The organism is Microbacterium sp. MYb45, from assembly GCF_002979655.1.
GTDB lineage: Bacteria > Actinomycetota > Actinomycetes > Actinomycetales > Microbacteriaceae > Microbacterium.
In genome coordinates, this window is sequence record NZ_PCPG01000010.1 from 105,696 (window position 1) to 117,741 (window position 12,046).

Consider the following 12,046-nt stretch of genomic DNA (forward strand, 5'->3'; position numbering starts at 1 on the left):
GCTGGGGAGCCGCGGCCCCGCCCCAGTCAGGTCGCCGTGTCATCGGCGGGAGCGAGGCGATAGCCCACGCCGCGGACTGTCTCGATGTAGCGCGGTCGCGCAGAGCTGTCGCCGAGCTTGCGCCGCAGATTCGCGATGTGCGTCTCGATCGCGCGCTTGTCCGGCTCGCTCACGTAGTCGGTGGAGCCGTCGGGAGCGCCGCGCAGCCCGCGCGCGAGGTCCGCTTTGCTGCGCACCCGGAGCTTCGCTTCGAGGATGGCGGCGAGCAGGTCGAACTCCGTGGGTGTGAGGTCGATCCGCTTCTGCCCGATCAGCACGAGCCGCGTGTCCAGGTCGACGCTGAGGTCGCGGTGCACCAGGCCCCGCCAGGTCAAGACGGTGGCGCCTTCCGTCCCCGGCTCGTGCACGACGGCCGGGGCCGGCGTCGGGTCCGGGCGCGTGTCGACGATCCGGGGGCGTCGGAGGAGCGCCTCGATCCGCGCGCGCAGCTCTCGGGGCCGGAACGGCTTCACGAGGTACTCGTCCGCACCGGAGGTGAGCCCGAGGACCACGTCCGACTCGTCGGAGAGCGCGGACAGCATGATGATGAACGTGTCGCTCACCCGACGGATGCGTCGAGCGACCTCGAACCCGTCGATGCCGGGGAGGTTGATGTCGAGGGTCGTGATCACCGGCTGGTGTTCCTCGATCGCGGCGATGCCCTCCGGCCCGGAACCGGCGAGGTGGGTCTCGAAACCGGCGGCGAGGAACACCTCGTCCAGGAGCGAGCGCACACCCGGGTCGTCTTCGATGATGACGGCGACGAGCGGCGGGCGCACAGCCGCCGTCACGTGATGCCCTCGCGCACGATCGTGACGATCCGCGGAGCGTCGGCGTCGAGCTCTGCGGGGTCGAGCTCTGCGGGGTCGAGGTCGGAGGCGCCGACCGGCCGCTCGAGCTCGATGTCCCACCACGAATCGGCGAGCTCTTCGGCCATGCCGCGTCCCCACTCGATCACGACCACCGAATGCTCCAGGTCCAGGTCGAGGTCGTCGAGCTCCGCAGCGGAGCCCAGGCGGTAGGCGTCGACGTGCACGAGCGGAGCCCGGCCGGTGAGCGACGGATGCGTGCGCGCGATCACGAAGGTCGGACTCTGCACGGGTCCGCGCACCCCGAGCCCCTCGGCGAGGCCGCGGGTGAAGGTGGTCTTCCCGGCGCCGAGAGGGCCGGTGAGGATGAGCAGGTCGCCCGCCTCCAGCTGCTCGCCGATGCGGAGGCCCAGCTGCTCCATCGCCTCGGTCGTCGCGATCTCCCGCCGGCCGAGGAAGGCCGGGTCGACGCTCATGATGCCCGCCGGGGGACGCGGGGACCGATGCGCGTGACGATCTCGTAGTTGATGGTGTCGGCCGCCGCAGCCCAATCGGCGGCGGAGGGTACCCCGAGCGTGGGGTCGCCGAAGAGCACGACCTCGTCGCCGATCGAGACCGGGGTGTCGCCGACGTCGACGACGAACTGATCCATCGCGATCCGCCCGACGTTCACGAAGCGGCGTCCGGCGATCGAGACGGGGAGTCGCCCCGAGGCATTCCGCGGCACACCGTCGGCGTATCCGAGCGGCACGAGGACCAGCGTCGTGTCCCGGTCGGTGCGGTGGTCGTAGCCGTACGAGACGCCCGTGCCCGCCGGCACTCTGCGCACGGCGGCGATCGCTCCGCGGAGGGTCATGGCGGGTCGCAGCCCGAGTTCGGCGGAACTGCGGTCGTCGAAGGGGGACAGGCCGAACAGGCCGACCCCGATGCGCACGGCGTCGAGTCGCATCTCGGGCAGGTCGATGGCGGCGGCCGTGGCGGCGATGTGGCGGATCTCCGGGTGGATGCCGAAGGATGCGGCCGCGGCGACACCTTCCTCGAACTTCGCGAGCGCGGCCCTGTCGTCGTCTGCCGAGGTGTTCGAGAGGTGGCTGAACAGCCCGACGATGCGCAGCCGTCCGATGCGTTCGAGGCGCGCGGCCTCGGCGAGCACACGCCCCCAGTCGGCCGGGGCGATGCCGTTGCGTGACAGCCCGGTCTCGAACTTCAGGTGCACGCCCACCGGGCGGTCGACCGTGGCCGCCGCGGCAGCCGCTTCGAGCTGGTCGAACGAGGAGATGCCGAGCTCGATGTCCTGCGCGGCCGCGTGCTCGAACCTCTCCCCCGGCGCGTGCAGCCACGCCATGAGGGGCGCGTGCACGCCCTGCCTGCGCAGTTCGAGCGCCTCGGGGATCTCGGCGACGCCGAGGCGCGTGGCGCCAGCCGAGAGCGCGGCTACAGCGGTGGCTGCGGCGCCGTGCCCGTAGGCGTTGGCCTTGACGACGGCGATGACCTCGACGCCGGTGAGTCGGCGGAGGTGCCGCACGTTGTCGGCGATCGCGTCGAGATCGATGGACGCCTCGCGGAAGGGGACGGTCACAGCGGGGCTCCTTCGGCGACGACGAACGCCGCGGCCAGGCCGGCGTCATGGGTGAGGGTCAGATGCAGAGTACGGATGCCGCGCTCCTCGACGACCGCGGCGGTCGAACCGGTGAGGACGAAGTGCGGGCGTCCCGACGGCTCGGAGGCGATCTCGATCTCGGTCCAGTGCACGCCGTCTGAACCGCCCAGCGCCTTGATGAGCGCCTCTTTGGCGGCGTATCTCGCGGCGAGCGAGGGAAGGCGCAGCGTGCGCTCGGAGGGGGCGAAGAGCCGCTCCCTGAGGCGGGGCGTTCGGGTCATCGTCCGTTCGAATCGCGGGATGTCCACGAGGTCGATGCCGGTGCCGATGATCACCCGTTCAGCCTAGCGAGCATGCGTCGCATCGGAATCGTGCGAATGGCCTCGTCTCCGTGGAAACAAGGCCATTCGTGCGACGTGAAGACGGGACTACTCGACCGTGACCGACTTCGCGAGGTTGCGGGGCTGGTCGACGTCGAGTCCCTTGGCGGTGGCGAGTGCCATCGCGAAGATCTGCAGCGGGACGACGGCGAGCAGCGGCTCGAACATCGCACCGGCCAGCGGGATGTGGATGACCTCGTCGGCGAACGGCAGCACGGCCGCGTCGCCCTCTTCGGCGATCACGATCACCCGGGCACCGCGGGCGCGGATCTCCTGGATGTTCGAGACGACCTTCGAGTGCACGAGCGCGGAGTGACGCGGCGACGGCACCAGCACGAACACCGGCTGTCCCGGCTCGATGAGCGCGATCGGCCCGTGCTTGAGCTCGCCGGCGGCGAAGCCCTCGGCGTGGATGTACGAGATCTCCTTGAGCTTGAGCGCGCCCTCGAGCGCGATCGGGTAGCCCACGTGGCGACCGAGGAACAGCACCGAGCGGGTGTCGGCCATCCAGCCGGCGAGCTGCGTCACGTGCTCCTGCTCGCTCTCGAGGACCTTCGCGATCTTCTCCGGGAGAGCTGCGAGCTCGGCGACGTCGGTCGACGCGTCGGCGATCGCTCCGCGCACACGGCCCATGTGCAGGCCGAGCAGCAGCAGCGCGGTGATCTGCGCCGAGAACGCCTTGGTCGACGCGACGGCGACCTCGGGGCCGGCGTGGGTGTAGACGACGGCATCCGACTCGCGGGGAATCGTGGCGCCCTGCGTGTTGCAGACCGACAGCGTGCGTGCGCCGCGCTCGCGGGCGTACTTCACGGCCATCAGCGTGTCCATGGTCTCGCCGGACTGGCTGATCGAGACGACGAGAGTGTCGGCGCCGATCACCGGGTCGCGGTAGCGGAACTCGTGCGCGAGCTCCACGTCGACCGCGACGCGTGCCCACTGCTCGATCGCGTACTTGCCGACGAGCGCCGCATACGACGCCGTGCCGCAGGCGGTGATGATGACACGGTTGATGCCGACGAACAGCTCGTCGAGTCCGTCGAGCTCGGGGATGACGACCTGGCCGTCCTGGATGCGTCCGCGGATCGTGTTCGCGACGGCCTCGGGCTGCTCCGAGACCTCCTTGGCCATGAAGCTCGACCATCCGCCCTTCTCGGCGGCGGCGGCATCCCACGATACGTCGAACGGCTCGGCCTCGACGGGCGTGCCGGCGAAGTCGGTGACCGTGACGGCCTCCGGCGTGATCGAGACGATCTGGTCCTGTCCGATCGACAGCGCCTTGCGGGTGTATTCGATGAAGGCGGCGACATCGGAGCCGAGGAAGTTCTCACCCTCGCCGAGTCCGATCACGAGCGGGGAGTTGCGGCGGGCGCCGACCACGAGACCGGGGTGGTCCTGGTGCATCGCCAGCAGGGTGAACGCGCCCTCGAGACGGTTCACGACGCTGCGGAAGGCCAGCTGCAGGTTGCCGCCGTTGCCCGCGTACTCACGCCCGAGCAGGGCCGCCGCGACCTCGGTGTCGGTCTCGCTGCGGAACACCACGCCATCGGCGAGCAGCTCCTCCCGCAGGGCCGAGAAGTTCTCGATGATGCCGTTGTGGATCACGGCGAGCTTGTCGTCGTCGGCCAGGTGCGGGTGCGCGTTGACGTCGGTCGGTCCACCGTGCGTCGCCCAGCGGGTGTGACCGATGCCGGTCGACCCGTCGGGCAGCGGCGCGTCGGCGAGCGAGTCGCGCAGCATGGCGAGCTTGCCCGCCTTCTTGCGCATGCCGAGCGAACCGTCCCCGTCGATCACGGCGACGCCCGCGGAGTCATAGCCGCGGTACTCGAGGCGGGCAAGACCGGCGAGAAGGATGTCCTGGCTGGGGCGCGGGCCCACGTATCCGACGATTCCACACATGGGATCAAGAGTAAGGCGGGTTTTTTGCGAGTCGTCCGTACATTCTCCCGCCCCGAACGGCGCTCAGAGTTTGCGCAGCAGCACGGTCTCCACGTCGTGATCCGCGCCCTTGCGCAGCACCAGTCGCGCACGGTGCCGCGTCGGCATCACGTTCTCGACGAGGTTGGGCATGTTGATCTCATTCCAATATCCGAGTGCCGTGGTGATCGCCTCCTCGTCCGTGAGGTGCGCGAACACGTTGAAGTAGGACGACGGGTTGGCGAACGCGGCCTGGCGGAGGGCGAGGAAGCGGTCGACGTACCACTTCTCGATGTGCGAGGTGTCCGCGTCGACGAAGATCGAGAAGTCGAAGAGGTCACTCACGGCGACGTCGTTCGGCGCGGGCGGCGGCTGCAGGACATTGAGGCCCTCGACGATGACCACATCGGGACGACGGACGACGACGTTGGCGTCGGGCACGATGTCGTAGCGCATGTGCGAATAGAAGGGAGCGCGCACCTCGGTCGCGCCGCTCTTCACGTTCGTGAGGAACTCGATCAGCGCGCGGCGGTCGTACGACTCCGGGAAGCCCTTGCGGTCCATGATCCCGCGGCGCTCGAGTTCGGCGTTCGGGTAAAGGAAGCCGTCGGTGGTCACCAGCTCGACGCGCGGAGTGCCGGGCCAACGGCTCATGAGCTCGCGCAGCAGGCGCGCGATGGTCGACTTGCCGACCGCGACCGATCCGGCGACGCCGACGACGAACGGGGTGGTCGTGTCGTCCTCCTGGAGGAACGACGACGTGGCCGCCCCCAGACGCTTGGTGGCGGTCGCGTAGAGGCTGAGCAGGCGGCTCAGCGGCAGGTAGACCTCGCGCACCTCGGTGAGGGAGAGCCGGTCACCGATGCCGCGCAGCTCCACGACCTCGGTCTCGGTGAGGGGCTGCTCGAGTCCGGCTGCGAGCCGGGCCCATTCCGCGCGGCCGATCTCCCGATAGGGCGACAGCGGCAGCGTGGGGTCGACGGTGGTCACGGAGTACATCGTATCCGCGCGCTCGACCGCGGGATGCGCCGGACGCCCCTTCCCCCGCGGGAGGGAAGGGGCGTCCGGATGCGTCGTGCGTGCGTCAGGATGCCGACGCCGCTCGACGGCGAGCCACCAGCAGACCGCCGGCACCGAGCAGGACCAGGGCGGTCACGCCGCCGGCGATCAGCAGCCCGGCATCAGCTCCCGTGTTGGCCAGCCCCGATGCGCCCAGCGTCACGGAGGTGCGAGCCACCTCGACGCCGTCGACGAACACGACGACCGCGTGGCCACCAGCCGGGACGGATGCCGGGATCGTGGCGTTCAGCGCGAACGTGCCGTCGGCCGCGGCGGTCGTGCTGCCGAGCACCGTGGGCGTGGAGTGCAGCTCGATGCGCACGGCGTCGGAGTCGGGGTCGACCCCTTCTCCTTGCACCCTGATCTCGCCGCCGGGGCGCAGATCGCCCGTCACGGTGACCGAGGCGTCACCCGTTGCGGGAAGCTCCCCCTCGCCGCTGCCCGGCTCACCGCCGCCGGGCTGGTCGCCGCCCACGGTGACGGAGGCGGTGGCGGAAGCCAGCGAGCTCCCGATCTCGTTCCGCGCCGTCACCGACGCCGTGTGGGTGCCGACCGGGACCCCGGTGAAGGTGTGGCTGGCGACGCCCGCCGCGATCTCGACGGTGGTGGCACCGAGCGTGACGGAGTATCCGGTGAGCGGCGATCCGCCGTCGGATGCCGGGGCGGCCCAGCTGACCGTGACGGCATCGCCCACAGCGGTCACCGTCGGAGCCGACGGCGCCGCGGGAGCGGTCACCACGGGCTCGACCCCGAGTCCGAAGAACTGATCGAGCTTCGCGAGCGCCTCATCGGCGAACGCGAGGTTCGCGAGGCGACCGGCCTCGTACTGCTCATCGGTCTGATTCGGCCGCTTCGCGGGGCCCTGCAGGTCGGAGATCCACCACCATTCGGTCATGTACTCGCGGAAGCCCGCCTCGCCGTTGTCCTGGATCCAGTTCTTCGTGATGGGGGCAGCCGTGTCGGAGCCGTCGTAGTCGAAGAGGTACGGAACCTGCAGCTTGCGGGCCGCGACCTTCTCCGCCGCGGTGTCGCCGCCCGGGTGGTACTCGACCCGCTGGCCGGCGCTGCCGTTCAGGACGTACTGGGTCTGGAGGTTCGGGAGGTGCTTCTGCACCAGGTCACCGTAGAGGTGCGCGATCGACGAGTTGGAGTCACGGATGTGAGCATTCGCCCCGCTCCAGCCGTCGAGGCGCAGGTCGAACACGTATACGGTCTGCACGCCGGACTCCGCGGCCTTGTGGTTCACGTCGCGGATCACGGCGCGGGTGTTGTGGCACCAGGTGCCGCCGAACAGGATCGTGTGCTCCCCGTCGGACTCGAGCAGGTCCACGAGCTCGGGGTACGTGATCGACTGCAGCACGAAGTCATCGGCGTCGGCGTCCGTGAAGATGGTCTCGCCGTACGCGGTGAGGTTGGTGCTGTACGCCGCGCGGTGGCGGGAGTTGACCGCGGTCGAGAAGAACTCGTACTGCGACTGGGTGTCCAGTGTCGCCTGGCCGTTCACCGCGACGGCGTCGAACACCGATGCCACCTTCTGGCGGTACCCGTCCGTCGCCGCCGAGGTGGTGTCCTCGCTGCCGCCGAGCGACGCGACGATGCGGTCCTCGACGCCCTCGACGCGGCGGTCGCCGTCATACACGAAGAGGTAGGGGTCGGTGCCCGCCCCGAACTCGGGGGTCGTGTCCTTGTTCAGGTATCCGTCGACGAGGCGCGTGTAGAGCGCGCCAGCGGCCTCGCCGGTGACCCCGGTGACGAAGGTCCGGATGTCGACGGAGGCACCGTCCAGCAGCGGATCGAACGCGTAGATGGCGTCGACGCCGTACTGCTGAGCGACCTGGTCGATCTGCGCCGCGGTGGCGACGGTGGTCGGATCGCTCGGACCGCCGAGGAGGAACGCGTAGGTGCCGTCGCTGTTGAGGAGGCTCTCGAACCGCTCGAACGTCACGGACTCGAAGACCGAGCCGGCGCGGAGGCCCGGGATGGTGTCGGCGAAGTAGTCGAACGTCGGGGTGGGGACCGGGGCGGCTGCTGCCGGGAGGGCCGTGAGACCCGCGGCTCCGCCCGCGACGAGCGCCGCGATGACGGACCCCGCAGCGAGACGTCTGCCTCGTGCTGTTCTGGACATGATGAAGGTTTCCTGTTCTCGGTGCGTGTGCGTGATCGGGTCAGAGGATGGGGGTGCCGTCGTCGGATGCCGCGGCCGGGACGGTCGCTGTCGCGCTGGAGCGACGACGCAGCCACCACCAGGTGAGCAGCCCGCCGGCGACGACGACGATGCCGCCGAGCGTCAGCGGCGCCGCCAGGGGGATCCCGGCTTCCACGGGCGCTTCGGCTGTGACGGTCGCAGGGGTCTCCGCCGTCTCCGTCTCCTCGCCGGCGATCTCGACGCCCGCGATCGACTCGGATGCCGGCGAGTCGCCCACGGCGTTCGTCGCGATCAGCGTGAGGTCGTAGGTGCCCTCGCCGAGTTCGATCTCGTACTCGGTGGCATCTGCCGGAAGGGCGATCGGCGTGCCCTCGTTCAGGACCAGCTTGTAGCCGGTGAGCGCGGAGCCGCCGTCGGCCGGAGCCGTCCAGGCGAGGGAGAGCGTCGTTCCGTCGATCTCGTGGGAAAGGCCGGTCGGAGCCGTCGGAACCGTGGCCGCGACCGCCGCCTTCTCCGGGGTCGTGCTCGTGTTCGTGTTCGTGGTCGTGGAGTTCGACGTACCGGCCGCCGGCCGGTCGTTGCCCGTCGCGGGTGGCTGCGCGGGCTTGGGCGCCGGAGCGGGGGCCGGGGCCGGCTTGGGCGCGGGAGCGGGAGCCGGCGCGGGCTTGGGCGCGCCGCCGCCGCCGCCGGAGACCGCCGCCGGGGGTGCCTCCACCGTGGAGTCGTAGGGGTAGCCGCCGAGGCCCTCGCAGGCTCCCAGGTCGAAGTTGATCGAGCACAGGTCGCAGACGTCGCCCGCGGCGTGCGCGGCGGTCGGGATCGCGATCGGGGCGAGCAGGAAGGCGGCGGAGACCGCGAGGGCGGACAGCACTCGGGAACGGCGGACGGATTTCATCGGGAGACTCTCTCGTGGATCGGACGGGCAGCGGGCAGCTCGCACTGCCCGAGGGGGAGGTCGGCGGGGATGCCGAGGTCGGAGACGACGGGTGTCGGGCCGGTCTGCGCACGTCGACGCTCCCGCCGCGATGCGGGCTCCGCCGAGGCCTCGATGGGCGGCCGCTCGCCGCGGAAGACGGCATCGTCGAGCACGCCCAGGCGGCGGGCGACGATGGTCGCAGCCGTCGCCGCCGCGGTGACGTTGGCCATCGTCGATGCGGTGCCGGCGACCGCGCTGATCGGGATGAGGACGACCAGCACCTCGATGGGAAGGCCGGAGGCGCTGAGCACCGCGGTCGCGGTGATGATGGCGGTGCCCGGGACCCCGGCGGTGCCGATCGATACCAGCAGGCAGACGAGCGCGAGGGTGACGTAGTCCCACACCGAGTACTCGATGCCGAGGGCGTTGATCGAGAAGACCGCGACGATGATCGGCCAGATACCCGCGCACCCCGGCATCCCGATGGTCGTGCCGATCGGGGCGGTGAACGCGGCCACGTCCTCGGGCACGCCGACCTTGCGGGTGAGGGTGGGGATGGTCAGCGGAAGCGTTCCCACACTCGACTGGGTCGTGAACGCCGTGTACTGGGCGGGTGTGAGGAGGCGGAACCACCGGATCGGGTTCACGTCGGCGAAGACCCGCAGCAGCACGCCGTTCACGACGTAGGCGTCGATGAACGCGATCCCGAGCGCCAGCACCAGAACGAGCGCCAGCGCCAGCACGGTCTCGATGCGCGTGACGGCGGTGGCCGTCGTTGTGGCGACGAGGGCGAGGACCGCATACGGAGTGAGCTCGATGATGAAGCCCACCGCGGTCATGATGACCTTCTTGGTGCCGTCGATCATGCTCTTGAACGAGCGCAGGTTCGGGTCGTCTGTCCGGTTGGCGACCAGGTAGGCGACGGCGAAGAGCAGGGCGAACAGGATGATGCCGGTGATGTTGTTGCCGACGAAGTCGCCGGCGATGTTCGAGGGGAAGAGCCCGAGCAGCACCTCGTCGAGCGGTTTGATCAGCCCGGTGAGCGTGTCGCCGCTGCCCTCCTGAAGATCGAGCTGCACTCCCTGTCCGAGTCCGACGCTCAGCGCGATGGCGAGGGTGAGCACGATGGCGATCGCGTTGGTGAGGAGCAGCCAGAAGGCGCTCGACAACCCGATCGTGCGCAGTTTCACGGCCGATCCCAGCGACGTGACGCTGGACAGGATCGAGATGAAGATCAGTGGAGCCACGATCGCCGTGATCACCTGCACGTAGAGGTCGCCCAGCACGGCGACGTACTCGAGGCCGTCACGGAACCCGATGCCGATCCCGATGCCGACGCCCAGGGCGATCAGGACGAGCGAGGTGAATCCCGCGCCGCGGCGACGGAGCAACGCGATGCCGACGAACGCGACGAGGGTGACGGTGAGCGCTGCGATGGGCAGGAGGACGGCGCTATCGGGCATGGCGCGAGATTATCGATCTGCTGTGAGTCGCCTTTCGGGCGGGTCGATCTGTTGCCATGTGTGACGAACCGTGTCGGCGCCCTGTTCCCGAGGTCGGCCGTACGATACGAGCGCGATGGCGGCTCCGGGCGCGAGTAGTCTCTTCCCGTGCGCCTGGGAGTCCTCGACATCGGATCCAACACCGTCCACATGCTGGCGGCCGACGTCCGCCCCGGTGGACGTCCGCTCGCGACGACGAGCGACAGGACGGTGCTGCGCCTCATGCGCTACCTCACGCCCGACGGCGCGATCTCGGAAGAGGGCGTGGTCGCGCTCGAGGCCGCGGTCGCCCAGGCCCGTCGCGTCGCCGAGACCGAACGCGTGGATGCGCTGCTCGCGACGGCCACGAGTGCGGTGCGCGATGCGCGCAACGGAGCCGACGTGATCGCGCGCATCGAGGCGGCTCTCGGGCAGCCGCTGCAGGTGCTCGACGGCGAGACCGAGGCCGAGCTGACGTTCCTCGCCGTGCGCCGCTGGGTCGGATGGTCGGCGGGGCAGCTGCTGCTCCTCGACATCGGCGGGGGCTCGCTGGAGATCGCCGCGGGCGCGGAGGAGATGCCCGATGCCGCGGCATCCGTCCCCCTCGGTGCCGGACGCATGACCGTGCAGTTCCTGCCGAACGACCCGCCCGGCGAGGCCGATGTCGAGAAGCTGCGCACCCACGCCGCCGCGACGCTCGCCACGGTCCTGCCGCAGTTCGCCGCGCTGCCCCGGCCTGACCACGTCGTCGGTTCATCGAAGGCCATCCGCTCGCTGGCACGGCTGGTCGGCTACCCGGCGCCCGGGTGGTCGGGGACCGAGCGGATGCTGCTCCCCCGGGCCTCGCTCGGCTCGTGGATCCCTCGGCTGGCGCGGCTACCCGCGTCGGCCCGGCAGGAGCTCCCCGGCATCACCCCGGATCGCACGTTCCAGATCGTGGCCGCGGCGGTGTCGCTGCATGCCGCGATGACGGCGCTGAAGGTGGAGGAGCTCGAGGTGTCGCCGTGGGCGCTGCGTGAGGGCGTGCTGCTGCGCTACATCGAGCAGCTGAGCTGGAGCGACGCCCGAAGCTGAGAGTCGCGCCGAGGCGCCGCGGCTACCATGACGGGATGTCCTCCGCCACCGCTGCTCCCGTCCGCGCCGGGGCTGCGACGGCACGGGTCGCACTCGTCGGCTACCTGCTCTTCATCGGCTTCACGGTGTGGCTGCCGGCGAACGTCTCGGCGAAGGTCACCGGTCTCGTCGGCGTCATGGCTCGATGGGTGTCCGACGCCGGCATCGCTCCCTACTACCAGAGCGCCGTGGTGTTCGAGTTCCTGGCGAACGTCGCCCTCTTCGTCCCGGTGGGGTTCCTGCTGCCGTTCGCCTGGTCGCGTCTGCGGCTGTGGCAGGTGGTGCTGATCGGCGCCCTGATGAGCGGGCTGATCGAGTCGGTCCAGGGGCTCATGCCCTCGCGCTACCCCACGATCTCCGATGTGATCGCCAACAGTCTCGGAAGTCTCGCGGGTGGCGTGATCGCGGTGCTGCTCATCCTGATGCTGCCGTCGCGGCCTGCACGGAGCCCTAGGCTGGTGGCGTGAACCCGCAGCACGACGATGGTCCGCCGGCCGGCATGAGCCGCCGGGAATGGCGCGAACGACAGAACTCCGCCACCGCCCCGGAAGCGCCGTCCGCACCCGTCGCCCCCGCATCCGCCCCCACG

Annotated in this window: 11 protein-coding genes; 2 read left to right on the top strand and 9 right to left on the bottom strand. The window is 70.3% G+C overall.

The window, feature by feature from the left end:
- Positions 1-26 precede the first annotated feature (26 nt).
- The 9 genes from CQ034_RS14895 to CQ034_RS14940 all read right to left on the bottom strand — a co-directional run bounded on the left by CQ034_RS14895 (position 27) and on the right by CQ034_RS14940 (position 10,326).
- Entirely contained in the window at positions 27-830 is an 804-nt protein-coding gene (locus tag CQ034_RS14895) for a response regulator transcription factor (protein WP_105711650.1), read from the bottom strand.
- On the bottom strand, positions 827-1,324 hold the full coding sequence (tsaE, locus tag CQ034_RS14900; protein WP_029261108.1) for a tRNA (adenosine(37)-N6)-threonylcarbamoyltransferase complex ATPase subunit type 1 TsaE: 498 nt from the start codon (positions 1,322-1,324) through the stop codon (positions 827-829). The genes CQ034_RS14895 and tsaE overlap by 4 nt, the downstream gene beginning before the upstream one ends.
- On the bottom strand, positions 1,321-2,427 hold the full coding sequence (alr, locus tag CQ034_RS14905) for an alanine racemase (RefSeq protein ID WP_105711651.1): 1,107 nt from the start codon (positions 2,425-2,427) through the stop codon (positions 1,321-1,323). Before alr ends, tsaE begins: the two co-directional genes overlap by 4 nt.
- Entirely contained in the window at positions 2,424-2,783 is a 360-nt protein-coding gene (locus CQ034_RS14910; RefSeq protein ID WP_029261110.1) for a holo-ACP synthase, read from the bottom strand. Before CQ034_RS14910 ends, alr begins: the two co-directional genes overlap by 4 nt.
- 93 nt (positions 2,784-2,876) lie before the next feature.
- Positions 2,877-4,724, bottom strand: coding sequence for a glutamine--fructose-6-phosphate transaminase (isomerizing) (glmS, locus tag CQ034_RS14915; protein ID WP_029261111.1), 1,848 nt, complete (start codon positions 4,722-4,724; stop codon positions 2,877-2,879).
- A 63-nt stretch (positions 4,725-4,787) separates the two neighbouring features.
- Positions 4,788-5,741 carry a type I pantothenate kinase gene (coaA, locus tag CQ034_RS14920; RefSeq protein WP_091035079.1) on the bottom strand — a complete coding sequence of 318 codons (954 nt, stop codon included), beginning with the start codon at positions 5,739-5,741 and terminating at the stop codon, positions 4,788-4,790.
- 85 nt (positions 5,742-5,826) lie between these two features.
- Entirely contained in the window at positions 5,827-7,926 is a 2,100-nt protein-coding gene (locus tag CQ034_RS14925; RefSeq protein WP_105711652.1) for a fibronectin type III domain-containing protein, read from the bottom strand.
- A 40-nt stretch (positions 7,927-7,966) separates the two neighbouring features.
- On the bottom strand, positions 7,967-8,842 hold the full coding sequence (locus CQ034_RS19610) for a fibronectin type III domain-containing protein (protein ID WP_181156335.1): 876 nt from the start codon (positions 8,840-8,842) through the stop codon (positions 7,967-7,969).
- The gene (locus tag CQ034_RS14940) at positions 8,839-10,326 is read right to left on the bottom strand and encodes a dicarboxylate/amino acid:cation symporter (protein WP_105711655.1); all 1,488 of its coding nucleotides are present in this window, start codon (positions 10,324-10,326) and stop codon (positions 8,839-8,841) included. The genes CQ034_RS19610 and CQ034_RS14940 overlap by 4 nt, the downstream gene beginning before the upstream one ends.
- 147 nt (positions 10,327-10,473) lie before the next feature.
- Between CQ034_RS14940 and CQ034_RS14945 the strand changes: the two genes are divergently transcribed.
- Together CQ034_RS14945 and CQ034_RS14950 are read left to right on the top strand one after the other, a co-directional pair.
- Complete coding sequence (locus CQ034_RS14945) at positions 10,474-11,418, top strand: Ppx/GppA phosphatase family protein (RefSeq protein WP_105711656.1); 945 nt, start codon at positions 10,474-10,476, stop codon at positions 11,416-11,418.
- A 35-nt stretch (positions 11,419-11,453) separates the two neighbouring features.
- Positions 11,454-11,924, top strand: a complete 471-nt coding sequence (locus tag CQ034_RS14950; protein ID WP_105711657.1) for a VanZ family protein — start codon at positions 11,454-11,456, stop codon at positions 11,922-11,924.
- Positions 11,925-12,046: the final 122 nt, after the last annotated feature.